The organism is Sinorhizobium alkalisoli (assembly GCF_008932245.1).
Lineage (GTDB): Bacteria > Pseudomonadota > Alphaproteobacteria > Rhizobiales > Rhizobiaceae > Sinorhizobium > Sinorhizobium alkalisoli.
Genome location: NZ_CP034909.1, coordinates 3611003 through 3634155, shown reverse-complemented (window position 1 = coordinate 3634155; position 23153 = coordinate 3611003). Strand labels below are relative to the sequence as shown.

Here is a 23153-nt window from a genome sequence, read left to right as displayed (position 1 = left end):
TGCTGGCTGATTCGCCGAGCGTGAGTGCGTGTTCGTTCATAATGTGCTCCTATATGCGGCGAAAACAAGTCTGTCTGCGCCTGCTGCATGTTTCCCCAGATCCTTTCCATTTAGGGAGGAAAGACGCGACGCTTCGAAGTGCTGCTTGCGACCTTCACGCGTCTAAAATGACGCGCAGCGCCGTAATGCATGAGAATCGGCAGCAGCGCGACGAAGGGACATGAAAAAACCCGCCGTGCGAAAGCAGGGCGGGCTCCATTGCGGGGCTTCCTTAGTTTTCAAACTCGCATTGGCATCAGCACATAGAGTGCGTCGTCGCCGGCAAGATCGCGCACCAGCGTCGGCGAACCAGGATCTGCCAGCATGAACACCGCGTCGTTGCCGGTGAGCTGGGACGTAATGTCGAGCAGATATTTTGCGTTGAATCCGATCTCGAGAGGATCGCCTTCATAGCCGACAGGCAATTCTTCTGTGGCGCTGCCCGAGTCTGGATTGTTGACGGTCAGCGTCATCTGGCCATCATTGAGCGCCAGTTTCACGGCGCGGCCGCGCTCCGAGGAGATCGTCGACACGCGGTCGACGGCCTGGGCGAAGGACTGGCAATCGACACGCAGCTCCTTGTCGTTGTTCGCCGGGATGACGCGCTGATAGTCGGGGAAGGTCCCATCGATCAGCTTCGACGTCATGATGATCGAGGCGATCGTCAGCCGGATTTTCGCATCAGAGACTTCGACCGTCACCACCACGTCGGGATTGTCGAGCAGCTTCTGCAATTCGCTGACCGTCTTGCGCGGAATGATGATACCGGGCATGCCCTCCGAGCCCGCCGGCGCTTCAACGTCGGCGCGGGCGAGGCGATGCCCGTCGGTGGCAACCGCGCGCAGCTTCAGCTCGCCTTTGTTCTCGACCGTGTGAATGAAGATGCCGTTCAAGTAATAACGGGTCTCCTCGGTCGAGATCGCGAACTGCGTCCGGTCGATCAGCATCTTGAGGTCGGTCGCCTTCAGGCGGAAGGAATGCGAGAAGCTGCCGGCGGTCAGGTCCGGAAAGTCCGATTGCGGCAGGCATTGCAGCGAGAACTTCGAGCGGCCGGAGGCGACCGTCATCGCCGTACCCTCGGCGTTGGTTGCCAAGAGCACTTCCGATCCATCCGGCAGCTTGCGGACGATATCGTAGAGCAGGTGGGCCGGAACCGTGGTGGCGCCCGGCTGCTCCACCTGGGCAGGCGTCGCCTCGGTGATTTCCAGGTCGAGGTCGGTGGCCTTCATTTCGAGGCTCGCACCATCCGAGCGCAACAGGACGTTCGAGAGGATCGGGATCGTGTTTCGCCGTTCGACCACGCGGTGGACATGGTTCAGCGATTTCAGAAGATTGGACCGCTCGAGAGTAATGCGCATGGATGCTACCGCTTTCAACCATTGCCGGACGGACGAGGCGCCCGCCGCGGCGTCAACTGCGTGCCCCGGCCGGCCGGCCGGAATGATGTGGAGGGGCAAAATGGCAGAAAAAGAACCACGAAAGCAAGGGGTTTCGCGGGCAGTTTCCCCAGTGCATCCCAGTGCATGCGACCGCCGCCACCCTGCGGCCTTGCCCTGTGCATTGCGCTCACTCATAAAGGGTGCGAACCGGCGATCGGGAATAATCGGGCCGGCAGGATCGGGAAGCGGCCATTGGAAAAGCAGCAAGCAGACGAGACGGCGGAGAGGGAGAGGCAGCGCAGCTTTCGCCTGATGAACGCGACCGTTCCGGCGCGCCCGCTGGAACCGGCGCTTTATCTGGTGGCGACGCCGATCGGCAATCTCGCCGACATCACGGTTCGGGCGCTGGAGACGATCGCCGGGGCTGACCTGCTCGCCTGCGAGGATACGCGGGTTACGCGGGTGCTGCTCGACCGCTACGGCATCGTCAACCGGCCGATGCCGTACCATGAGCACAACGCAGCAGAGGCCGGGCCGCGGCTCCTTTCGGCGCTCGCCGCAGGCAAGTCGGTGGCGCTCGTCTCCGATGCCGGCACGCCGCTCGTTTCCGATCCCGGCTACCGGCTGGCGCAGCTTGCGATCGAAGCCGGTCACCGTGTCGTTCCGATCCCGGGACCCTCCGCACCTCTCGCCGCGCTAGTCGGCTCCGGCCTACCAAGCGCCGCCTTTCTCTTCGCCGGGTTCCTGCCCGTGAAAGACAAGGCCCGCCGCGAGCGGCTGGCGGAACTTGGCGAAGCACCGGCGACGCTCATCTTCTTCGAATCGCCGCACCGTATCGCCGCGACGGTCGCCGCGGCTGCCGAAGTGCTTGGGGCGGAGAGAAAGGCGGCGGTCTGCCGCGAACTGACCAAGGTCTTCGAGGAGTTTCGCCGCGGCACCCTCGGCGAACTCAAGGTCTTCTATGACCAGACGGCGGGGGTGAAGGGCGAGATCGTGCTGGTCATCGGACCGCCCGATGACAAGCCTGCTCCGCAAGAGCCGGACGTCGATGCACTCTTGCGCGAACTCGCCCGTGCCATGCCGATGGGCAAGGCCGCGACGGAAGCCGCCCGCCGAACGGGCCTGCCGCGCAAGGGGCTCTACGACCGGCTCCTGAGCCTCAAGGAAAGCAATGAAGGCTGAGCGGCCGGACGCCCGGAAGTTGAAGGCGCTGAAGCGTGGGCTTCTTGCCGAATATCGCGCCGCGCTCTGCCTGATGCTGAAGGGCTACCGCATCGTGGCCATGCGTCACCGCACCAGGCTCGGCGAGATCGACATCATCGCCCGGCGCGGCGAACTCGTGGCTATTGTCGAGGTGAAGGCGAGGACGACGTTCGACGGCGCGGTCTTCGCCGTCTCCGCTTCGTCTCAACGGCGCATCAGGGCTGCAAGCGATCTCTGGCTTTCGAGCCAGCCCGATTTCCACCGCCTGTCGGTACGCTACGATATCATCGCCGTCTTGCCATGGCGCTGGCCGCGGCATCTGCCCGATGCCTTTTGACGGACGTTTTTGACCGATTGGGAAAATGTAATCGTTCCGTCACAGAAGCATTACCGGCCTGTCATAGAAGGCCACTAGTCCACTGCAAACCACAACCACGGTGGAGAGGACAGGGGACATGATCAGGAAAGCTTTGCTTGCAGCCGTAACCTTCACATTTTCCGCAACGACGTCGCTGGCCGCGACCAACATCACCTGGTGGCACGGCATGGCCGGACGCAATGGCGAGGTGATCAACGAAGTCGCCCAGAAGTTCAACGCGTCCCAGAGCGCCTGCATGCTGACCCCGGTCAGCAAGGGCACCTATGAAGAGGCGCTCGCTTCCGGCATCGCGGCGTTCCGTTCCGGCGAGCAGCCGAACATCCTGCAGGTCTTCGATGCGGGTGCCGCGACCATCATCAACGCCAAGGGCGCCATCATCCCGGCGGAAGATCTGATCACCAAGGCCGGCTACGGCTTCGACCGCGACGCCTTCATCGACGGCGTTCGCTATTTCTACGCCGACAGCGACGGCAAGTTCGTGGGCATGCCGTTCAACTCCTCGGCCCCGATCATGTATATCAACGATGAGGCCCTGAAGAAGGCCGGCGTCGAAGCGCCGAAGACCTGGGAAGAATTCGAGGCCATCGCTCCGAAGCTGAAGGAAGCCGGCTACATCCCCCTCATCCAGTCGCAGCTTACCTGGCAGTTCACCGAGAACTTCTTCTCGCGCAATAACATCCAGTTCGCCAGCAACCACAATGGCTATGACAGCGTCGTCGATACCAAGCTGAAGGTGACGGACCCAAAGCTCCAGATGATGTTCGAGAAACTGAAGGCCTGGAAGGATGAGGGCTACTTCGCCTTCTACGGCGCCGGTTGGGCCGACAACCAGAAGGTCTTCGAAGAGGGCAAGGCCGCCTTCTGGATCGGCTCTTCCGGTTCCTTCGGCGGTCTGCAGAAGACGGCCACCACGCCCTTCTCCGCGACCTTCCTGCCCTATTGGGGTTCGATCGAGGGCGCCGGCACCAACTCCTTCATTGGCGGCGCGGCACTCTTTGCCATGTCCGGCAAGTCGGATGAAGAGAACAAGTGCGTGGCGGATTTCTTCCAGTTCCTGACTTCGCCGGAGATCCAGTATTTCTATCACAAGTCTACCGGCTACGTCGCCATCACCAAGGCTGCGTACGAGCTTGCCGAAAAGGACGGCTACTATCAGCAGACGCCGGTCGCCGAAGTCGGCATCAAGCAGCTCCTGCTGCCGGCCGGCGAATGGTCCAAGGGCTACCGCCTCGGCTTCTACCCGCAGATCCGCGAGATCATGGAGCGCGAATATGGTCGCATCTTCGCGGGCGAAACGACCGTCAAGGATGCGCTTGAGACGATCGAGCGCGAAGGCAACGAACTGCTCGCCCGTTTCGCCAAGACGGCAGGCTGATTTCGATGGCGGCTGAAACCGAAGGCCTCTCCGCGTCGCGCGGAGGGGCCGGCATTGGAGGGCATCGTTTCGGTGCCCTCCGGCTCTTTGGCGGCAAGGCGGAAAGGGGCGAGACGTCCGCCAAGCGCGTACGATTCACATCGCGCTGCCTGCCCTATCTCTTCCTGGCGCCGCAGCTCGCGATCATCTTCATCTTCTTCTATTGGCCTTCGGTGCAGGCGATTCAATCGTCCTTCTACCTCGAGGATCCCTTCGGCTTCAGCTCCACCTTCGTCGGCCTCTCGAATTACACGGACGTGCTGAAGTCCGTCGAATACCGCGGGATCGCGCGGTTCACCGCCATCTTCACCGCGCTCGTCACCTTCTTTGCGCTATCGGTCGGGCTCTTGCTCGCCGTCAAGGCCGATGGCGTCATCCGCGGCAATGCCGCCTACAAGACGCTGCTGATCTGGGTCTATGCGATCGCGCCGCCGGTCGCAGGCCTGATCGGCATGATGTTCTTCGACCAGCATATAGGCCCCATCGTCGAAATCGCCTGCTGGTTCGGCTGGGATATCAAGGTCGGGCTCGACTTCGGCGATACCGCCTTTGCGATGATCGTCGTCTCGGTCTGGAAGCAGATTCCCTACAACTTCATCTTCTTTCTCTCAGGTCTGCAGGGGATTCCGGTTTCCGTGCGCGAGGCGGCGGCGATCGATTGCCGTTCGGGGCTGCGCCGGTTCTGGACGATCATCCTGCCGCTTTTGGCGCCGACCGCCTTCTTCCTGCTGATCATCAACATCACCTATGCGCTCTTCGACACCTTCGGCGTCATCGACGTCATGGTGAAGGACAAGGCCGCCAACAACCCGATCACCCTCGTCTATAAGGTCTATATGGACGGTTTCCGCGGCAACGACCTCGGCGGCTCGTCGGCACAGTCGGTGATCCTCATGGTGATCGTCTTCGTACTCACCATTTTCCAGTTCCGCTTCATCGAGCGGCGCGTGCATTACAATTGAGGTGGCGCCGATGCATCGCACCCGGATTCTCGACCACGTCATTCTGCTGATCGGCGTCTTCATCATGGTGGCTCCTGTCGTGGTCGCCTTCATGACCTCGACCCACGAGGCGGCGGAGATCCATCGCAACGGGCTGAGCCTCAACTGGGGCGGCCATTTCGCCGAGACCTACGGGACGGTGCTGACCCGCCAAGGCGGCTTCACCGGCAAGATCACCGGCTTCAACATGGTGATGAACTCGATGATCCTCGGTCTCGGCTTCGCGGTCGGCAAGATCGTGCTCTCGATGCTCGCTGCCTACGCGATCGTCTATTTTCGTTTCCCGCTTGCGACGTTTTTCTTCTGGGTGATCTTCACGACATTGCTTCTGCCGCTCGAGGTTCGAATCCTGCCCTCCTACGAGGTGATGAACATGCTGAAGCTGACCAACACCTATACGGGGCTGGTCGTGCCGCTCCTGGCATCCGCGACAGGCACCTTCTATTTCCGCCAGTTCTTCAAGTCGGTGCCGGACGAACTCCTCGAGGCGGCGCGCATCGACGGCGCCGGACCGTTTAAATTCTTCATCGACGTGCTGGTGCCGCTCTCTCGCACCATGATGGCGGCGATCTTCATCATCATGTTCGTCTATGGCTGGAACCAGTATCTCTGGCCGACACTGATGACGACGGACGAGGGCTTCTTCACGCTGGTGCGGGGCATCAAGCAGATCCTGCTCGTCTGGGTCGGCTCCCAGATCCCCGACTATAACGAGGCTCTTGCGCTGGCGATCCTCGCCATGCTGCCGCCGGTGATGGTCGTGGTGATCTTCCAGCGCTGGTTCGTAAAGGGGCTGACCGAGAGCGACAAATAGCAAACGAAGCGGGGCGCGGGCGCGCTCCGCATTCCCAAACGCATCAACGGAGGCAGCCTATGGCGGCGATCGACATCGCAGAGGTCTCGAAAATCTACGCGGGCGGCGTCGAAGCCGTGAAGTCCGTTTCGATCGACATCGAGGACGGTGAGTTCATCGTCTTCGTTGGTCCATCGGGCTGCGGCAAGTCCACGCTTCTGCGCATGGTCGCGGGGCTGGAGACGATCTCGAAGGGCGCGGTGAAAATCGGCGCGCGGGTCGTCAACGACATAGATCCCGCCGAGCGGGACATTGCCATGGTCTTTCAGAACTATGCGCTTTATCCGCACATGACCGTCTACGAGAACCTTGCCTACGGCCTGAGGAACCGCAAGACGCCGAGGGCGGAGATCGATGCGCGTGTCGCAGAGGCAGCGCGCATGCTGGAAATCGAGCCCTATCTTGACCGCAAGCCGCGCGCCCTTTCCGGCGGCCAGCGCCAGCGCGTCGCTATGGGCCGGGCGATCGTCCGCAAGCCCGCCGCCTTCCTTTTCGACGAGCCGCTGTCGAATCTCGACGCCAAACTGCGCGTCTCCATGCGCGGCGAGATCAAGCGGCTGCAGAAGCGGCTCGGCACGACCTCGCTCTACGTCACCCATGATCAACTGGAGGCGATGACGCTCGCCGACCGGCTGGTCGTGCTGAACGGCGGCCGGATCGAGCAGATCGGCCGGCCGCTCGACGTCTATCACGCGCCCGCCTCCACCTTCGTCGCGAGCTTCATCGGCTCGCCTGCCATGAACCTCGTCCAGGCTGTGCTGGAGGGCGGCCGATTACGTCTCGGCACGCATGTGCTCGAACTCGGCCATGCGGCGCCGGCCGAGGGTGCGGTCACCGTCGGCCTCAGGGCCGAGGATCTGCGCCCGGCAGCGCTCGGCGAGCAGGCGTTTGTCTTCCGCGTCGACTATGTCGAGGAACTGGGAGCGCAGCGGCTTGTCCACGGCAAGATCGGGGCGCAGGCACTGACCGCGGCACTCGCGCCGGAAGCGCCGCTTGCAGATGAGCTCACAATCACCATATCCAGCGAACGCCTGCATTTTTTCTCGGCGGAGACCGGCAAGCGGCTCCCTCGCCAGCCGGTCACGGGTGTTGCGCCCGCTCGCCAGGAAACCGTCAATCTGGAGCCCGCATTGTGATCGAAGAGACCGTATCGACGCTCGCCATCCCATCGCAGCAGAGCCGCGACGATGTTCTCCGCATGGAGCACAGCATAGCCGCCCATGATGCGGCCATGGCGGGCATCGAAGCGATGAACAGGATCGAAATCAGCGGCGCTGCGTTGGACGGGCGGCTGGCCTTTCCCTTCTCCGTCGCGGCCTGGAACCTCGAGCGCTGTCTCTTTCCGCAAGAAAGCGCCGAACAGCTTGGCGCGACCGGCGCATCGCTGGTGATGCTTTCCGAAATGGACAACGGTATGGCCCGCACGGGCCAGTGCCACACGACGGCCGAGGTCGCGGCGACGCTCGGCATGCAATATGCCTATGGGGTCGAGTTCGTCGAACTTGACCTCGGGGCCGACAGCGAGCGCGAATTCTGCCAGGACGATTTCAATGAGAAGGGTTTTCACGGCAACGCGCTGCTGACGTCGATTCAGCTTCGCCGGCCCTTCATGATTCGACTCTGGGGTGAGCGCCTCTGGTACATGGATGGCGGCGAGCAGCCGCGCCTCGGCGAGCGTATGGCCGTCGGCGCCGTCATCGAGACCGAGGCAGGCCTCTTCGTCGCCGTCTCCACCCATCTCGAAAGCGCGACGACCGCCGCCTACCGCGAGCGGCAGGTGAAGGACCTGATCGATCAGCTGGATGCGGCCTTTCCGGCGCTCCCCGTCCTGATCGGCGGCGACCTCAACACCGGCAATCATATCGGCGGCGATTTCGAGGCCGAAGGGCTTTTCGCAATGAGCGCCGCGCGCGGCTTCAGCCGCCATGGCGGCCCTATCGACCAGATGACGACGCGGCGGAGCCTGATCACGCGCTGGCCGAAGCGCGCCATGAAGCTCGATTGGTTTCTTGCCCGGGGTCTGAGGATCGGCGAAAGCCGCATCATTCCCTCGCTGGATGCATCCGGTCGTCCGCTGTCCGACCACGACCTCATCACCTGCGTCGTCGAGGGGTTCGAATAATCTTTCGCCTCCTTGCCTGGGCGCCTTGCGCATTCTACATGTTGCGGGCTCTGTGGCGCACGGGGAGCAAGGTCGCCGCAGCACTTTGAATCGCTGAATGATTTCGCCCGCAGCGATCTCGTAGTGGGATCGATGCGGTCAGGTCCAACCAGGAACGGTAAGATGGCAAGAATCGTCAATGTCGGGGTCCAGATGGACCATGTTTCGGGCATCACCATTGCGGGCGATTCGACCTTTGCCATGAGCCTCGAGGCGCAGGCCCGCGGCTATCGACTGTTCCACTATACGCCCGACCGGCTGTCGCTGCGCGACGGCGAAGTCTATGCGACGGCGCAGCAGATGACGCTGCGCGACGTGAAGGGCGATCACTTCACGCTCGGCGAGCCGGAGCGGATCGATCTTTCGGACATGGACGTCATCCTGCTTCGCCAGGATCCGCCCTTCGACATGGCCTATATCACCTCGACGCATCTGCTCGAACGGCTGCATCCGAAGACGCTCGTCGTCAACGATCCGGCCTGGGTGCGCAATTCGCCGGAGAAGATCTTCGTTACCGAATTTCCCGATCTGATGCCGAAGACGCTGATCACCCGCGACCCGGGAGAGATCGCCCGCTTTCGCCAGGAAATGGGCGACATCATCCTGAAGCCCCTCTACGGCAATGGTGGTGCCGGCGTCTTCCATTCCGCGCGCGACGATCGCAATCTCTCCTCGCTGCTCGAAATGTTCGGGCAGATGTTCCGTGAGCCCTTCATCGCCCAGGAATACCTGCCGTCCGTAAGAAAGGGCGACAAGCGCATCCTGCTCGTCGATGGCGAACCGGTCGGTGCCATCAACCGCGTCCCGGCCGAGCACGATGCCCGTTCGAACATGCATGTCGGCGGCCGCGCCGAGGCGACGGAGCTTACGGCACGCGAGCGGGAAATCTGCGCCCGTATCGGACCGGCGCTCAAACAGCGCGGCTTCCTCTTCGTCGGCATCGACGTGATCGGCGACTACATGACCGAGATCAACGTCACGTCGCCGACGGGGATCCGTGAGGTCAAGCGCTTCGGAGGGGCCGACGTCGCAAGCCTGCTCTGGGACGCGATCGAGAAGAAGCGCCGCTGATCGCTCCGCCGAGCGGGGCGTGTCGCTCGGGCCTGCTCCTACAGCGCCGCGCGTCTTAGACGCTCAAAGGGTCGCTGTAGCACTTTGAATTGCTGCATGTCTTGCCTCTAATCGCGGTCGATTAAAGGAGACATGCAGGAGGGCTCTCCATAGATATGTTCTATTATTGTTCTTGTTTTTGAGCGCGTGCCGTGCAAGATTGATGCTGGTACCGGCGCCGGTTGTAGCGGTGGAAGCGCGCCGGGCGAAGGGGGCATCATGGTCGCGCGCGTCAGCACGGTGGCATTTCAAGGAATCGAGGGCGTTCCGGTCGACGTTCAGGTGATGGTCGCGCCGGGCAAGGTCGGCATGCAGATCGTCGGCCTGCCTGACAAGGCCGTTGCCGAAAGCCGCGAGCGCGTGCAGGCGGCGCTTCACGCATCCGGCCTGGCGCTGCCGGCCAAGCGGGTCACGGTGAATCTGGCGCCGGCCGACCTGCCGAAGGAGGGCAGTCACTTCGACCTCGCCATCGCGCTCGGGCTGATGGCGGCGCTCGGAGCGGTCCCGGCGGATGCGCTTTCCGGCTATGTCGTCATCGGCGAACTCAACCTCGACGGCACGATCGCGCCCGTAGCGGGAGCGCTGCCGGCGGCGATCGGGGCCAATGCGCTCGGCAAGGGGCTGATCTGCCCCGCCGAAAGTGGACCGGAGGCCGCCTGGGCGGGATCGGAGATCGACATCCTCGCGCCGCGCAGCCTGATCGCCATCGCCAACCATTTCCGGGGCACGCAGGTTATCTCCCGTCCGGAACCCTCTGTGCGGGCGACCGCCGCCAACCTGCCGGACCTCGCCGACATCAAAGGCCAGGAAAGCGCGAAGCGGGCGCTGGAGGTGGCGGCCGCCGGCAACCATAATCTCCTGATGGTCGGCCCGCCCGGCTCCGGCAAGTCGATGCTGGCGGCACGCCTTCCCTCCATCCTGCCGCCGCTGTCGCCGGCCGAACTGCTCGAAGTCTCGATGGTTCACTCGATCGCCGGGCAACTGGCGGGCGGAAAGCTCTCCGACCGGAGGCCGTTCCGCGCGCCGCACCATTCGGCCACCATGGCGGCGTTGATCGGCGGCGGGATCAAGGCAAAGCCCGGCGAGGCGTCGCTCGCCCATCACGGCGTGCTCTTCCTCGACGAATTTCCGGAGTTTCCACCGCAGGTGCTCGACGCGCTACGCCAGCCGCTCGAAACGGCCGAATGCGTGATCGCCCGCGCCAACCACCGCGTCAGCTATCCGGCGGCGATCCAGCTTGTCGCCGCCATGAATCCCTGCCGCTGCGGCATGGCCGGCGAGTCCGGACATAGTTGCGCCCGCGGTCCGCGCTGCATGGCCGATTACCAGGCACGGATATCCGGACCGCTGATGGACCGCATCGACATCCGCATCGACGTGCCCGCCGTCAGCGCTGCCGACCTCATCCGCCCGGTGACGGCCGAGGCGAGCGCGGACGTCGCCAGGCGCGTTGCCCGCGCCCGTGAACTGCAGAGGGACCGCTTCATGGCCCTCGGCCATCCGCAGCTGACGAGCAATGCCCGTGCATCGACGGCGATGATCGAGAAGATCGCCGAGCCGGATGCGGGGGGCTTGCAGCTCCTGCGGGATGCGGCGGAAAAGATGAAGTTTTCGGCGCGCGGCTACCATCGCGTCCTGAAGGTCGCACGCACGCTTGCCGATCTCGACGGGGCGCCAAGGGTAGGCCGCATCCACCTCGCCGAGGCGATCTCCTACCGCGTTGTCGGCGAGCGGTTGCCGGTCGCGGCCTAAGCAAGTTTCGAAGAAGGTGCCGCACGGCTTCCGATGAGCATCTGCGGCAAACAAGCAGGAAAGCTTGGGCAGAAGCCAAGCAAGTCTGCGGTGCAGCGACGCTTGGTGCTTCGACAGCCACGAGTGCGTAAAAAGCCTAAATTGACCGCTCGCAAACCGCGGCCTTCATCGAATGACCATTGCCCGGCGAGATTGCGATTGATGGTTGCGGCGGATGTAAGAAGGGCGCCGGGCGGCGCCCTTTCAAGTCATCGGAAACAAAACAATGGAAAGCGGGCTCGACCTACGCCCCTAACCCGTCGAACAGCACCGTCGAGAGATAACGTTCGGCGAAGGACGGGATGATGACGACGATTGTCTTGCCGGCGTTCCCTTCGCGCCGCCCGACTTCGATCGCCGCCTGCAGCGCCGCACCGGCGGAGATGCCGACGGGCACGCCTTCGAGACTCGCGACGAGGCGCGCGGCATCGACGGCTTCGCCCGCGTTGACGGTGATCACCTCGTCATAGATTGATGTGTCGAGGATCGCCGGCGCGAAGCCGGCGCCGATGCCCTGGATCTTGTGCGGTCCGGGCGCGCCGCCGGAAAGGACCGGCGATTCTTCGGGCTCGACCGCGATCACCTGGACTGAAGGTTTGCGTGCTTTCAACACCTGACCGGCGCCGGTGATGGTGCCGCCGGTGCCGATGCCGGAGACCAGGATATCGACCGCGCCCTCGGTGTCGTTCCAGATTTCCTCGGCCGTCGTCTTGCGGTGAATATCCGGATTGGCTGGGTTCTCGAACTGCTGCGGTATGATGGCATCGGGCAGCGTCTCGACTAGTTCCTGTGCCTTCGCAATCGCGCCCTTCATGCCCTTGGCGCCTTCCGTCAGCACCAGCTCGGCGCCGAGCAGCGACAACATCTTGCGCCGCTCGATGGACATCGTCTCCGGCATGGTCAGGATCAGTCTGTAGCCCTTGGCAGCGGCGACGAAGGCAAGCGCGATGCCTGTATTACCTGAGGTCGGCTCCACGAGCGTCGTGCGGCCGGGCGCGATCTTGCCCTGGGCTTCCAGCGATTCCACCATGGCGACGCCGATCCGGTCCTTGACCGAGGCGATCGGGTTGAAGAATTCAAGCTTTGCGAGCAGGTTCGCCTTGACCCCCTTCTCCCTAGCAAGCTTGTCCAACCGCACGATCGGCGTGTCGCCGATCGTTTCGGTGATCGAGGAATAGATGCGGCCGCGGCCGGGCTTGCGCGGTTCGGGCATTTCGGTTCTCCCATGGGTTAAAAATTGGTTGATGCGAGAATAGGAACAATGGGCGCGTCATGCGAGAGCGGGAACGCCTCGGATGCGCGCCGCCGAAGGAAAAAACGGTTATAGAGCCGCTGGTTGAGAAATCTTTTTTCAGGTGGCGCAGGTGAGCGTGACCATCAGGCTCGACAGAAAGTATGTGACCGCTTTCGCCGATTTGCGCGCCTCTGCCTCCGGGGCAGAAGACCGGCGGTCAAGAGTTTCCAGGCGATATGAACGAGATAGCGCGCGCCGGCGATCTTGACGACGAGGAAAGCGGTTGTGAAGGTCGGGGCGATGAAGGCGAGCCCGAGTACCACGGCCGTAAGGTAGAACATGTCGCAGGGGATCAGGCCGAGGCCGATGAAAAATGTTTCGCGAATACCGGATCCGAGCGCCCGCGCCACGATGGCCGTCACACCGGGCCCGGGAATGGCCGCAGCGAAAAAGAGAGCGCCGCTGTAGGCGAGAAGGGTCGCGAGCGTCATATGCGTTTCTTCGGACAGGCAGCCTTTCTAGCGCAAGGCAGTGAGAAGGAAAATCCGGGTTGAATGCGGGGGCAGCGTTCTCGCAATTAATTGATCGGGTGACAAGAACAAGCTTGCCCGGACCTGGGCAGGCGTACACCTTCCGGGAAATTGTGGAAGGGCCGCCTCATGCCTGAAATCCAGAACCTTGTCGGTTTTGCCTTGATCGCGTTCGTTATGGTGCTGACGCCAGGGCCGAACATGATCTACTTGATCTCTCGTTCGATCTGCCAGGGAGCTGCGGCGGGCCTCGTCTCGCTTGGTGGCGTCGCGCTTGGCTTCGTCTTCTACATGGTCTTCGCCGCGCTCGGCATCACCGCCCTGCTGCTGGCGGTGCCTTTCGCCTATGATGCCCTGCGCTTCGCGGGCGCCCTCTATCTTCTCTATCTCGCATGGCAGGTCGTCAGGCCTGGTGGCCGCTCGCCATTTCAACTGCGCTACCTGCCGGAGGACGGGCCGCTCAGGCTTTTCGTGATGGGGTTCGTCACCAACCTGCTCAACCCGAAGGTGGCAGTGCTTTATCTTTCGCTGCTGCCGCAATTCATTCACCCGGACGCGGGCAACGTGCTCATGCAATCTCTCGTCTTCGGCAGCCTGCAGATCGTGATCAGCGTCACCGTCAACGCCTTGATCGCGGTGGCGGTCGGGTCGATTGCCACCTTCCTCGCCGGGCGCCCCTCCTTTCTGCTGGCGCAGCGTTGGCTGATGAGCACCGTGCTTGCGGGTTTGGCCGTCAGCATGGCCGCCGAGGCTCGTCGATAGAACGACGCCTACGCGAAAACAGGGCGCATGAAGCTGCGCTCGTAGCGCACGATGCAGCGGGTCTCTTCGGCATAGACGAAGGCCGCCTGGCATTCCGGATCCGCCGCCATCTTCTCGCGATAGGCCTCGTATGCGGCAAGCGAGGGAAAGCTGAAGAGCGCAAGGGCGATGTTGTTCGCGCCCTCATGCGGGAGGAAGTAGCCGTGATGGGTGCCGCCGAGCCGATTGACCAGTGGAATCCAGAGCTTGGCGTAATGTTCGAAGTCGGCAAGCTTGTAGGGATCGATGATGTATTTCAGGTAGCAGGTGATCATGAAGTGCTCCGTTTGCGTACGAGTCTGATAGGCGGGATGGACCGGAAATTCCATCCGAGATTTGTACCCGCGGCAGCAACGAGAATCGCCGCCGATCCAGCAAACTGGACGGGCTGCAATGCGTGCCCGAACGCCACTCGATCGACCAGAATCGCCGCGATCGGGTAGATGAAGGAGAGGGCGCCGGTCATATGCGTCGGCAGTTTCTGGATGGCCCCGTAAAGCAGGATGTACATGAGGCCGGTGTGGACGACGCCGATGGCGATCAGCAGCGTCCACTGCATTGCGTCTTGCGGCAGCGGGTTGGCAAGCGCGAAGGGCGCCAGCATCACGGCGCCCGTGATCACCTGGATCAATGCGATCAGTTGTGGCGGTGTGCCCTTGAGGAGTTTGGTGACGACCGCCGCAATGGCATAGAAAAAGGCGGCTGCAAGCGCGAGTCCGATGCCGGCGAGATAGCTGGCGGGCTCGAAATAACCCGCCGGCTTGGCGGAGACGATCGCCATCATCCCGGCGAAGGACACTGAAAGCCAGAAAAGCTTCATCGCGGTGATTCTTTCACCAAGAAAGAGGGCGCCGAGCCCGAGCAGCATGAAAGGCTGCGTGTTGTAGACCATCGTCGCGATCGAGATCGAAGCGCGGGGGTAGGCCGCAAAGAGCAGCAACCAGTTCACCACGATCGCCACGCCGCCGGCAACGGAGAGGGCGATCACCCGCAGCCGCAAATAGCGGAGGTCGACGAGGCCGAACGCGACCGCAAGCCCCGCGAGCGTCGCTGTCCCGAAGACGCAGCGCCAGAAGACGACGCCAGCCACCGGCTGACCCGACATCAGCACGAACCAACCGATCGTTCCCGAAATCAGCATCGCCGCCGTCATTTCCACGCTTCCGCGCCTCGTGTCCCTGTCCATCATGCCGGCTCCTTTTCAGAATTGAGGGAGAGCATAATGAGCTCTTGGGGAATTCTATATGGAATATGGAAGGAGAACATGCGACAACCCCTTACAATGTAAGGTTAATCTGTATCTCTTCCTAATGGTGTGAACATGCTCGACGATCTGGACCGCCGCATTCTCGAGATTCTTGCCGAAAATGCCCGCGTCTCACTGAAGGAACTCGCGCAGGATGCGGGGCTTTCATCGCCAAGCGCGGCCGAGAGGCTTCGCAAGCTCGAGGAGCGGGGCGTGATCAACGGTTTTACCGTCAACGTGAATCCGTCCCGCCTCGGCTATCCCTTGCAGGCGGTCGTGCGGGTGCGTCCGATGCCGGGCATGCTGCATATCGTCGAGCGGCTGATCCAGGAAACCCCGGAAATCGTCGAATGCGACAAGATCACCGGGGACGATTGCTTCATTGCCAAGCTCTTCGTGCGCGATATGAGGGACCTCGACACCATCCTCGACCGCATCGCCGAAAAGGCGCAGACCAATACTTCGATTGTCAAGTCGACGCCGGTCAAGAGGCGCCTGCCGCCGCTTGTACCAAGTCTCGGTGATAGGAATCGATAGGCCACCTGCGGCCGGCTTCCCGGGCTGTCTGGCGTCGTCGAGACCCCTTGATCCACGGGTTAACCCGAGGATGCAGAAGCATCGTCCTGCGAGCCTCTCCTACAGCGCAGCGCGTCTTATAAGACGCTATAAGACGCGCGAAGGTGGCTGTAGCACTTTGAATTGCTGCAAGTCTTTGTCCTCTAATCGAGGTCGATTTAAGGACAAAGACATGCAGTGGCAGACAGCCCGATCGAGCCGGTCCTATCGGTTCCTATCGTCGAGACTTGGTATCAGACCGCTTCCGCGTAAAACAGAAGCTTTTGCCTTCACCCATGAACTCAGGCGGCGATCTTTCCTGTCTTGAGCAAGGCTGCATCGTGCCTTTTCAGGAATGCCATCAGTCGTTCGGGGTAATCCTCGGTGACCGCCGCTACCACGCTCGGCCGGGCGGACAACGCCCGACGCCAGCAGTGCACGCGCGACAGCCCGTCGAAGATGCCATGCTCCGAGATGCGGTCGAACACGTCGAAGTAGCGGAAAACCGGAGCGAAGACGGCGTCGACCAGACTGAAATCGGCGCCAGAAAAAAAGGGCCCGTCGCCGAGTGCCGCCTCGACGGTCGCGAATTTGGATCGAAGCGCCTTACGCTTGGTTTCGAGCGTAGCGGTATCGTGCGTTGTCTCAAAGAGCCAGAGATCGGAAAGAATGGACGAGCCGAACTCCATCCAGCCCCGATGGCGTGCCCTCGTCAAAGGGTCCGACGGATGCAGTTTCGCTCCGGGTGCGGTCTCTTCCAGATATTCGCAGATCACCGAGCTTTCGAAGAGGACTGCCTCCCCCTTTTCCAGCGACACGCGCAGCAGCGGCACCTTGGCGAGTGGCGAGATCGCCACGAACCAGTCGGGCTTGTCGGCAAGATCGATATGGACGCGCTCGAAAGCCACGCCCTTCTCCGACAGCGCGATCGCGGCCCGCTGCACATAGGGGCAGAGATGGTGACTGATGAGGGTCAATTGTGCGGTCATCAACGGTCTCCCGATTTACATGCGATTGCATATATCTAAACCGACTTGTAAGATCCGTCAATATGTATGTAAATGCATCTATGCAGGACGAAGAAACTTCCATGCCGACCATGGCCACGACAGAAGCCTGGATCGGCCTCATGCGGGCGCAGCAGCGCCTCCTCACGGCGATCGAGAAGGATTTCAAGAGGGCCGGCCTGCCGCCGCTTGGCTGGTACGACGTGCTTTGGGAATTGGTAAAGGCGGACGACGGCCGCTTGCGCCCTTTCGAGATCGAAACCCGAACGCTGCTGGCCCAGTACAATCTGTCGCGGCTGATCGACCGGCTGGAGAGAGAGGGATTGGTGCGTCGCGAAGCATTCGACCAGGACGGCCGCGGCCAGTGGGTCGTGATCACGGAAGACGGCCGGGCGATGCGGGCGCGCATGTGGCAGATCTATGCGCCGTCGATCGAACGACATGTCGGCGCCAGACTGAGCGAGGACGAGGCGCGCGAACTGACGGCCTTGCTATCGCGCTTCAAATGAGCCGATCAAGCGATCAGCGGAGCGGCAATCGCCTTCAGCACGGCCTGCGCATCCTTCGGGGAAAGCCTCACCTGCAACCCCCTTTGACCGCCATTGATGTAGACGAGCAGCTCGGCGAGCGCCGCTTCCTCGATCGCAGTCGGAACCATCTTCCGCTGACCGAAGGGGCTGATGCCGCCAACGTGATAGCCGGTGAGGCGTTCGGCATCGGCGGGCTTCATCATGTTTGCCGATTTGCCCCTGAAGGCGGCCGCGAGCTTCTTCATGCTGACCTCCTCGTCGGAGGGCACGATACAGCAGACCGCCTTCCCGTCCACCTCCGCCATCAGCGTCTTCAAGACGCGCGACGGATCCTCGCCGAGCGCTTCCGCCGCCTGCAGCCCGACCCGTTCGGCGCCAGGGTGGTAGTCATAGCTGTGCGTGGTGAAGGCGATGCCGGCCTTTGCGAGCGCTTGGGTTGCCCGGGTCGTCTTCGACATGGCCTCTTACGCCCCGAACTCGGCTTCGTAGAGTTCGGGCTTGAAGCCGACGACCAGTTTGCTCCCGTTCTCTAGCACCGGCCGCTTGATCATCGACGGCTGCTTCAGCATCAGCGCGATCGCCTTTTCCGCCGTCAGTTCCTGCTTCTCGGCGTCGTCGAGCTTGCGAAAGGTCGTGCCGGCGCGGTTCAGCACCGCTTCCCAGCCAAGCTCGGCACACCAGCGTTCCAGGCGGGCGCGGTCGATACTCTCGGCCTTGTAGTCATGGAACCGGTAGGCAGTCCCGCGGCCGTCTAGCCAGCTTCGCGCTTTTTTCATCGTATCGCAGTTCTTAATGCCGAAAATCGTAACCGTCATTGTCAAAACCCCGTGTCAGCGCGCCGTACACATAGCCGCGCTCGCTCGAAGAGAAAAGGCCATCACGTTCTCAGGTCACGCCGACATAGCGGCCGGGCTTGTGGTTGATCGCCAGCATGAGGTTCACCACGGTAGCGCCGATGATCGAGAGCGCGAGATTTGCCGGCGGCAGCACGAAGGCGGCGGCCGTGAGGATCGCCAGGTCGACGCCGAGCTGGAAATAGCCGGCGCGGATGCCGCATCTTTCCTGCAGGTAGATCGCCACGATGTTGATGCCGCCGAGACCGGTGCGGTGGCGGAAGAGGATGAGCAGGCCCATTCCCATCAGGGCGCCGCCGGCGATGGTGGCGTAGACCGGATCGACCCGGGCGAACTCCACCCATCCGGCGGTCAGGCGGGAAAAAAGCGAGACGAGACTGACGGCGGCAAAGGTTCTGAGGGCGAAGACCCAGCCGAGCCGCTTGATCGCCAGCAAGTAGAAGGGCAGATTGACGAGCGAGAACATCAGCCAAAAACTCGATCCGGTGGCGTATTGCAGGAGCAGCGCCAGCCCGGCGGTGCTGCCGGTCAGCAACACCGCCTTGCTGTAGATCACCACCCCGAGCGACACGACGAGCGCCCCGGTCACGATGGCGAGCACATCCTCGTAAAACCGGTGGCGGTCCACCGGCGGGGCCTCGATAGCTGTCTTATCCAGGGATCTCATGTTCAGGGATCTCATGCCGGCGCCACCGCTCAGAGGCTCATGAACTTGCCGACGACATCGGCAACTTCCGTCGTCTTCAACCCGGCAATGTTGATGCGGCCCGAGCCAGGCATGTAGATGCCGTGTTCCGTCCGGAGACGCAGCACCTCCGCTTGGGTCAAGGGCAGCATGGAGAACATGCCCTCCTGGTCGGCAATCGCGCCCAGGCTTTGCCAGCGGGTCCTGAGCCCCTCGGCGAGCGCCCGGCGAATGCCGGTCATGCGCTGGCGCATGCCTTCCAATTCCTCTGCCCAGTCGCGGGCGAGCGCCGGGTCGGAGAGGATCGTGCGCACGACGGCGGCGCCGTGGTCCGGCGGCATCGAATAGCTGGTGCGGGCAAGGCCGGCAAGATTGGAGCGTACGACGTCGGCGGCCACCGGCGAGGTGGTCGGCGCGAAGATCGCGCCGGTGCGCTCGCGGTAAAGCCCGAAGGATTTCGAGCAGGAGACGGCGACGAGCGCTTCGGGAACGACGGTCAAGAGGTGCCTGAGACCGGCGACGTCCGGATCGAGGCCGCGGCCGAACCCTTGATAGGCGAGATCGACGAGCGGCAACAGGCCGCGCTCGGCGGCCAGGGCGGCAATCTCCAGCCATTGCGGCTGGCTCAGCACGCCGCCGGTCGGGTTGTGGCAGCTCGCGTGCAAGAGCACCGCGTCGCCGGCCCTCGCGCCCTCGAACGTCTGGACGACATTGTCGAAAAGGACCGATTGCGAAGGAATGTCGAAAAATTCATAGGTTGCGATTTCGAGCCCGGCCGCCTTGAAGATCGGCGCGTGGTTCGGCCAGCTCGGCAGGCCGAGCCAGATCCTTGCGCCCCCCATGCGCTTGATGAGATCCGCCGCCAGCCGAAGCGCTCCCGAGCCGCCGGGGGTCTGCACGCCCGCCACATGGCTCCGCTCGACGACATCGCCGCCGACGAGCGTCCAGAGATGATCGAGAAAGACGAGGTCGCCTTCCGGGCCGACATAGGCCTTCGTATCCTGGGTCTCCAAGAGCCGCTTCTCCGCCGCCTTGACGGCGCGGAAGATCGGCGTGCGCCCGGTTTCGTCCCGATAGACTCCGACGCCGAGGTCCGCTTTGCCGGGGCGCTCGTCCATTCGAAAGAGGCCGATCAGGGCCAGCAACGGATCGTCCGGTTGGCGAGCGAGTGTATCGAACATGTTGGTATTCCCTCCAAACTCAAGGACTTGATGGAATAGTCCTCTCGGGGCGACGCAAAGGCAAGCGGTGCCAGCCGCCTGCCCGCCTTCTCTAGATCCGACCGGGCGCAAATTCGACAATGAAATTGCCTCTGATGTCGCATGGATTTAAAGGTTTTTGCGGATTATGACACTTCCACTTGATGCAATTTGCTCAAACGGACCGGAGTGCTTTTCGATGGAGCGCGGACGAACGGAACTGGATGCCACCGACCGGCGGATCATCGCCCTATTGGTCGAGGATGCATCGCGAAGCAATAACGAGCTGGCGGAAAAGGTGGGGCTTTCGCCCGCACCCCTCTCGCGGCGGCTGGCGCGTCTCTATGCGTCCGGGGTGATCCGCCAGACGGTCGTGGTCGACCAGAAGGCGCTCGGGATCGGATTTCAGGCCTTTGTCGAAGTGACCCTGGAGCGCACCGCCAGCAAGGTCGGTCAACGCTTCATCGAACTTGTCTCCCGCATGCCGGAGGTGGTCGAGTGCCATACGGTCGCAGGCGATTTCGATTTCCTGCTGAAGATCGCCGTTCGCGACGTCGCCGATTACAAGCGCCTGCTCTGGAGCAAGTTCGAGGATGTGGCGGAGATCAAGACCTTTCGCTCGACCATTCTGCTCGACAGCCCGAAGACAGGCGCCCACGTGCTGCCATGAGCTAGCCGCCATATTCCAGGAAAGATCGCGGCAGGTGGAGAAGGCGAATACAGGATCCGCCCCTCCTTTTGTTGTCTTACGCGCGGAGCACGCCGCCGGTGGATTTGGCGACATTGGCGACGATCCGGGACGTCAGCGACTCGAAATCCTCATCCGTCAGCGTCCGCTCGACCGGCTGGATCGTCACTTCAATCGCCACCGACTTCTTGCCTTCACCGACCGATGCCCCTTCGAAGACATCGAAGACGTTGACACCTGTCACCAGCTTGCGGTCCGCCGCGGATGCGGCGCGGATGATCGCCGCCGCCTCCACCGCCTTGTCGACGACGAAGGCGAAGTCCCGCTTGACCGCCTGGAACGGCGAAAGCTCCAGTGCCGGCTTCGTACGCGTCGCCTTCCTTTTCGCCTCCGGCATGGCATCGACATAGATCTCGAAGCCGCAGAGCGGGCCGGAGACGTCAAGGGCGTCAAGCGTCTTCGGGTGGAACTCGCCGAAGGCGCCGAGCACGATCTTCGGGCCGAGCTTGATCGTGCCGGAACGGCCCGGATGGTACCAGGACGGGCCGCCGGCGTCGAACTGGACATTGGCCATCGGCACACCGCAGGCCTCGAGCACGGCAATGGCATCGGCCTTCGCATCGAAGACGTCGACCGGCTTGCCGCCGCCCCTCGCCGCATTCGACCAAAGCCGTCCGGCGCCGTTGAGTGAGGCGGTACCGCGGCGGATGCCGCCCGCGACGCGGCGCTGCGCCTCGGGCGTATCGCCCTCGTAGGTGCCGGAAACCTCGAAGATCGCGACGTCACCATAGCCTTTGTCGGCGTTGCGTTGCGCGGCAGTCAACAGTCCCGGCAGCAGCGACGGCCGCATGTCGGACATGTCGGCGGCGATGGGATTGGCAAGCCTGAGCGCCGGCTGGCCGCCGCCGAAGAGCTTCGCCTGCTCTTCCGAGATGAAGGACCAGGTTACGGCTTCCAGCATGCCGCGGCTTGCCAGCGCGCGCCTGGCCTGGCGGGTGCGGATCTGCAGCGGCGTCAGGATCCTGCCGTTTACGGCATTGTGGCTCGGAAGCGGTGCCGCGACGATGTAGTCGACGCCGTGGATGCGCATCACCTCCTCGACCAGGTCCGCCTTGCCGTCGATATCCGGCCGCCAGGAGGGGACGGTGACGCTCAGACGCTCACCGGAGCCCTCGACGCCGAAGCCGAGCTTCTTGAGAATCGAAATGCTCTCCTCGGAGGACACTCCGAGACCGGTCAGGCGCTTGACTTCCGAGACCGGGAAATCGATGACCATCGGCGCGTGGCCCTCAAAGCCGACGACATCCAGGCTCGTCGCCGCGCCGCCGCAGAGCTCCAGCACGAGCTCGGTCGCCCTTTCAAGGCCCGGCACCATGTATTCCGGATCGACGCCGCGCTCGAAGCGATAGCGTGCATCGGTGATGATGCCGAGTGTGCGGCCGGTCTTGGCGATGTTCATCGGGTCCCAGAGCGCCGATTCGATCAATACGTCGGTGGTCGCCTCGTCGCAGCCGGAATGTTCGCCGCCCATGATGCCGCCGATCGATTCGACGCCCTTCTCGTCGGCGATCACCACATTGGCCGGCGTGAGCGCGTATTCGCGGCCGTCGAGTGCCAGGATCTTCTCGCCCTCCTTCGCCCGGCGAACCGTCAGGTGACCGGCGACCTTCGCCGCATCGAAGACGTGCAGCGGGCGACCCTGGTCGAAGGTCAGGTAATTGGTGATGTCGACCAGCGCGTTGATCGGCCGGAGCCCGATCGCGCTCAGCCGCCGACGCATCCAGGCCGGGCTCGGGCCGTTCTTGACGCCGCGCACGAGGCGAAGCGCGAAGCCGGGGCAGAGATGCCTGTCCTCGCCCAGGTCGAGCCGGACCTTGAGCGGCGTTTCGCCTTCGAGCGGAAAGGACGGTGCCGGCCTGGTCTTCAAGGTGCCGAGGCCGGATGCTGCAAGATCACGGGCGATGCCGTGAACGCTGGTGCAATCCGGCCGGTTCGGCGTCAGGTTGATCTCGATCACCGGATCGTCGAGGCCCGCATAGGTCGCGTAGCTTGTGCCGACCGGCGCGTCTTCGGGCAAGTCGATGATGCCGGTATGATCCTCGGATATCTCGAGTTCCTTTTCCGAGCACATCATCCCGCGGCTTTCGACGCCGCGGATATTGCCGACCGAGAGCGTCACGTCGATGCCGGGCACATAGGTGCCGGGGGCGGCAAAGGCGCCGACGAGGCCCTTGCGCGCGTTGGGAGCGCCGCAGACGACCTGCACCGGCTCGCCCGAGCCGGTGTCGACCTTCAGCACCTTCAACTTGTCGGCGTTCGGGTGCTGCTCGGCCGAGATGACCCTGGCGATGACGAAAGGCTTGAAGGCGGCCTTGTCGTCGACATCCTCCACTTCGAGACCGATCATCGTCAGGCGCGCGCAGATTTCCTCGAGCGAGGCGTCGGTTTCCAGATGGTCCTTCAGCCAGGAAAGCGTGAATTTCATGATTTCACC

General features: G+C 62.9%; 23 protein-coding genes and 1 pseudogene. 13 read left to right on the top strand and 11 right to left on the bottom strand.

Features of this window, described 5'->3' with window-relative positions; all coding sequences use genetic code 11:
* Window positions 1-278 precede the first annotated feature (278 nt).
* Window positions 279-1397 (bottom strand): DNA polymerase III subunit beta, encoded by a 1119-nt coding sequence (gene dnaN / locus EKH55_RS17320; RefSeq protein WP_069459806.1) that lies wholly within the window; start codon window positions 1395-1397, stop codon window positions 279-281.
* Window positions 1398-1730: 333 nt separating this feature from the next.
* Between dnaN and rsmI the strand changes: the two genes are divergently transcribed.
* The 9 genes from rsmI (at window position 1731) to EKH55_RS17275 (ending at window position 11291) form a co-directional block, all read left to right on the top strand.
* Window positions 1731-2600: a 16S rRNA (cytidine(1402)-2'-O)-methyltransferase gene (rsmI, locus tag EKH55_RS17315; RefSeq protein ID WP_245314691.1), complete on the top strand. Its 870-nt coding sequence runs from the start codon at window positions 1731-1733 to the stop codon at window positions 2598-2600.
* Window positions 2590-2958 carry a YraN family protein gene (locus tag EKH55_RS17310; protein WP_069459808.1) on the top strand — a complete coding sequence of 123 codons (369 nt, stop codon included), beginning with the start codon at window positions 2590-2592 and terminating at the stop codon, window positions 2956-2958. The genes rsmI and EKH55_RS17310 overlap by 11 nt, the downstream gene beginning before the upstream one ends.
* A 118-nt stretch (window positions 2959-3076) precedes the next feature.
* A complete protein-coding gene (locus EKH55_RS17305; RefSeq protein ID WP_069459809.1) occupies window positions 3077-4375 on the top strand; it encodes an extracellular solute-binding protein in 1299 nt (432 codons plus the stop codon).
* A gap of 5 nt (window positions 4376-4380) precedes the next feature.
* A complete protein-coding gene (locus EKH55_RS17300) occupies window positions 4381-5376 on the top strand; it encodes an ABC transporter permease subunit (protein WP_083265383.1) in 996 nt (331 codons plus the stop codon).
* A gap of 10 nt (window positions 5377-5386) precedes the next feature.
* Window positions 5387-6229 carry a sn-glycerol-3-phosphate ABC transporter permease UgpE gene (gene ugpE, locus EKH55_RS17295; protein WP_151611899.1) on the top strand — a complete coding sequence of 281 codons (843 nt, stop codon included), beginning with the start codon at window positions 5387-5389 and terminating at the stop codon, window positions 6227-6229.
* A 59-nt stretch (window positions 6230-6288) separates the two neighbouring features.
* A complete protein-coding gene (gene ugpC, locus EKH55_RS17290; protein ID WP_151611898.1) occupies window positions 6289-7404 on the top strand; it encodes a sn-glycerol-3-phosphate ABC transporter ATP-binding protein UgpC in 1116 nt (371 codons plus the stop codon).
* A complete protein-coding gene (locus EKH55_RS17285; protein ID WP_069459812.1) occupies window positions 7401-8390 on the top strand; it encodes an endonuclease/exonuclease/phosphatase family protein in 990 nt (329 codons plus the stop codon). Before ugpC ends, EKH55_RS17285 begins: the two co-directional genes overlap by 4 nt.
* Before the next feature lie 162 nt (window positions 8391-8552).
* A complete protein-coding gene (gene gshB, locus EKH55_RS17280; protein WP_069459813.1) occupies window positions 8553-9500 on the top strand; it encodes a glutathione synthase in 948 nt (315 codons plus the stop codon).
* A gap of 258 nt (window positions 9501-9758) precedes the next feature.
* Window positions 9759-11291, top strand: a complete 1533-nt coding sequence (locus EKH55_RS17275; RefSeq protein WP_069459814.1) for a YifB family Mg chelatase-like AAA ATPase — start codon at window positions 9759-9761, stop codon at window positions 11289-11291.
* A 283-nt stretch (window positions 11292-11574) separates the two neighbouring features.
* Here EKH55_RS17275 and cysK read toward each other — a convergent pair whose 3' ends face one another.
* Together cysK and EKH55_RS17265 are read right to left on the bottom strand one after the other, a co-directional pair.
* The gene (cysK, locus tag EKH55_RS17270; protein ID WP_069459815.1) at window positions 11575-12543 is read right to left on the bottom strand and encodes a cysteine synthase A; all 969 of its coding nucleotides are present in this window, start codon (window positions 12541-12543) and stop codon (window positions 11575-11577) included.
* Between the two features lie 153 nt (window positions 12544-12696).
* A pseudogene (locus EKH55_RS17265) lies at window positions 12697-13055 on the bottom strand (LysE family translocator); the annotation flags it as partial.
* 168 nt (window positions 13056-13223) lie between these two features.
* Between EKH55_RS17265 and EKH55_RS17260 the strand changes: the two are divergent.
* Complete coding sequence (locus tag EKH55_RS17260) at window positions 13224-13856, top strand: LysE family translocator (RefSeq protein ID WP_151611897.1); 633 nt, start codon at window positions 13224-13226, stop codon at window positions 13854-13856.
* Window positions 13857-13864: 8 nt separating this feature from the next.
* Here the strand turns inward: EKH55_RS17260 and EKH55_RS17255 are convergent, their stop codons facing one another.
* Together EKH55_RS17255 and EKH55_RS17250 are read right to left on the bottom strand one after the other, a co-directional pair.
* A complete protein-coding gene (locus EKH55_RS17255) occupies window positions 13865-14170 on the bottom strand; it encodes an NIPSNAP family protein (RefSeq protein ID WP_069459817.1) in 306 nt (101 codons plus the stop codon).
* Window positions 14167-15081 (bottom strand): DMT family transporter, encoded by a 915-nt coding sequence (locus tag EKH55_RS17250; protein ID WP_069459818.1) that lies wholly within the window; start codon window positions 15079-15081, stop codon window positions 14167-14169. The genes EKH55_RS17255 and EKH55_RS17250 overlap by 4 nt, the downstream gene beginning before the upstream one ends.
* A gap of 135 nt (window positions 15082-15216) precedes the next feature.
* Between EKH55_RS17250 and EKH55_RS17245 the strand changes: the two genes are divergently transcribed.
* Window positions 15217-15678 (top strand): Lrp/AsnC family transcriptional regulator, encoded by a 462-nt coding sequence (locus EKH55_RS17245; RefSeq protein ID WP_069459819.1) that lies wholly within the window; start codon window positions 15217-15219, stop codon window positions 15676-15678.
* 320 nt (window positions 15679-15998) lie between these two features.
* On the opposite strand, the gene EKH55_RS17240 is transcribed toward EKH55_RS17245, so the two are convergent.
* Window positions 15999-16685: a glutathione S-transferase family protein gene (locus EKH55_RS17240; RefSeq protein ID WP_069459820.1), complete on the bottom strand. Its 687-nt coding sequence runs from the start codon at window positions 16683-16685 to the stop codon at window positions 15999-16001.
* Window positions 16686-16765: 80 nt separating this feature from the next.
* On the opposite strand from EKH55_RS17240, the gene EKH55_RS17235 reads away from it, so the two are divergent.
* The gene (locus EKH55_RS17235) at window positions 16766-17212 is read left to right on the top strand and encodes a MarR family winged helix-turn-helix transcriptional regulator (RefSeq protein WP_069459821.1); all 447 of its coding nucleotides are present in this window, start codon (window positions 16766-16768) and stop codon (window positions 17210-17212) included.
* Window positions 17213-17217: 5 nt separating this feature from the next.
* Here EKH55_RS17235 and ybaK read toward each other — a convergent pair whose 3' ends face one another.
* The 4 genes from ybaK to tatA all read right to left on the bottom strand — a co-directional run bounded on the left by ybaK (window position 17218) and on the right by tatA (window position 19953).
* Complete coding sequence (ybaK, locus tag EKH55_RS17230; RefSeq protein ID WP_069459822.1) at window positions 17218-17691, bottom strand: Cys-tRNA(Pro) deacylase; 474 nt, start codon at window positions 17689-17691, stop codon at window positions 17218-17220.
* 6 nt (window positions 17692-17697) lie between these two features.
* Complete coding sequence (locus tag EKH55_RS17225) at window positions 17698-18048, bottom strand: ArsC family reductase (RefSeq protein ID WP_069459823.1); 351 nt, start codon at window positions 18046-18048, stop codon at window positions 17698-17700.
* 70 nt (window positions 18049-18118) lie between these two features.
* Window positions 18119-18754, bottom strand: coding sequence for a YitT family protein (locus tag EKH55_RS17220; protein WP_069459824.1), 636 nt, complete (start codon window positions 18752-18754; stop codon window positions 18119-18121).
* Between the two features lie 29 nt (window positions 18755-18783).
* Entirely contained in the window at window positions 18784-19953 is a 1170-nt protein-coding gene (gene tatA, locus EKH55_RS17215; protein WP_151611896.1) for a tyrosine aminotransferase, read from the bottom strand.
* Between the two features lie 217 nt (window positions 19954-20170).
* Between tatA and EKH55_RS17210 the strand changes: the two genes are divergently transcribed.
* Window positions 20171-20641 (top strand): Lrp/AsnC family transcriptional regulator, encoded by a 471-nt coding sequence (locus EKH55_RS17210; RefSeq protein ID WP_069459826.1) that lies wholly within the window; start codon window positions 20171-20173, stop codon window positions 20639-20641.
* A gap of 76 nt (window positions 20642-20717) precedes the next feature.
* Here EKH55_RS17210 and pheT read toward each other — a convergent pair whose 3' ends face one another.
* Window positions 20718-23144 (bottom strand): phenylalanine--tRNA ligase subunit beta, encoded by a 2427-nt coding sequence (pheT, locus tag EKH55_RS17205; RefSeq protein ID WP_069459827.1) that lies wholly within the window; start codon window positions 23142-23144, stop codon window positions 20718-20720.
* Between the last annotated feature and the right edge of the window lie 9 nt (window positions 23145-23153).

Coding starts and splice junctions, on each gene's coding strand:
- dnaN (WP_069459806.1), bottom strand. CDS start 1,397: ATGCGCATTACTCTCGAGCGGTCCAATCTTCTGAAATCGCTGAACCAT.
- rsmI (WP_245314691.1), top strand. CDS start 1,731: ATGAACGCGACCGTTCCGGCGCGCCCGCTGGAACCGGCGCTTTATCTG.
- EKH55_RS17310 (WP_069459808.1), top strand. CDS start 2,590: ATGAAGGCTGAGCGGCCGGACGCCCGGAAGTTGAAGGCGCTGAAGCGT.
- EKH55_RS17305 (WP_069459809.1), top strand. CDS start 3,077: ATGATCAGGAAAGCTTTGCTTGCAGCCGTAACCTTCACATTTTCCGCA.
- EKH55_RS17300 (WP_083265383.1), top strand. CDS start 4,381: ATGGCGGCTGAAACCGAAGGCCTCTCCGCGTCGCGCGGAGGGGCCGGC.
- ugpE (WP_151611899.1), top strand. CDS start 5,387: ATGCATCGCACCCGGATTCTCGACCACGTCATTCTGCTGATCGGCGTC.
- ugpC (WP_151611898.1), top strand. CDS start 6,289: ATGGCGGCGATCGACATCGCAGAGGTCTCGAAAATCTACGCGGGCGGC.
- gshB (WP_069459813.1), top strand. CDS start 8,553: ATGGCAAGAATCGTCAATGTCGGGGTCCAGATGGACCATGTTTCGGGC.
- EKH55_RS17275 (WP_069459814.1), top strand. CDS start 9,759: ATGGTCGCGCGCGTCAGCACGGTGGCATTTCAAGGAATCGAGGGCGTT.
- cysK (WP_069459815.1), bottom strand. CDS start 12,543: ATGCCCGAACCGCGCAAGCCCGGCCGCGGCCGCATCTATTCCTCGATC.
- EKH55_RS17260 (WP_151611897.1), top strand. CDS start 13,224: ATGCCTGAAATCCAGAACCTTGTCGGTTTTGCCTTGATCGCGTTCGTT.
- EKH55_RS17255 (WP_069459817.1), bottom strand. CDS start 14,170: ATGATCACCTGCTACCTGAAATACATCATCGATCCCTACAAGCTTGCC.
- EKH55_RS17250 (WP_069459818.1), bottom strand. CDS start 15,081: ATGGACAGGGACACGAGGCGCGGAAGCGTGGAAATGACGGCGGCGATG.
- EKH55_RS17245 (WP_069459819.1), top strand. CDS start 15,217: ATGCTCGACGATCTGGACCGCCGCATTCTCGAGATTCTTGCCGAAAAT.
- EKH55_RS17240 (WP_069459820.1), bottom strand. CDS start 16,685: ATGACCGCACAATTGACCCTCATCAGTCACCATCTCTGCCCCTATGTG.
- EKH55_RS17235 (WP_069459821.1), top strand. CDS start 16,766: ATGCAGGACGAAGAAACTTCCATGCCGACCATGGCCACGACAGAAGCC.
- ybaK (WP_069459822.1), bottom strand. CDS start 17,691: ATGTCGAAGACGACCCGGGCAACCCAAGCGCTCGCAAAGGCCGGCATC.
- EKH55_RS17225 (WP_069459823.1), bottom strand. CDS start 18,048: ATGACGGTTACGATTTTCGGCATTAAGAACTGCGATACGATGAAAAAA.
- EKH55_RS17220 (WP_069459824.1), bottom strand. CDS start 18,754: ATGAGATCCCTGGATAAGACAGCTATCGAGGCCCCGCCGGTGGACCGC.
- tatA (WP_151611896.1), bottom strand. CDS start 19,953: ATGTTCGATACACTCGCTCGCCAACCGGACGATCCGTTGCTGGCCCTG.
- EKH55_RS17210 (WP_069459826.1), top strand. CDS start 20,171: ATGGAGCGCGGACGAACGGAACTGGATGCCACCGACCGGCGGATCATC.
- pheT (WP_069459827.1), bottom strand. CDS start 23,144: ATGAAATTCACGCTTTCCTGGCTGAAGGACCATCTGGAAACCGACGCC.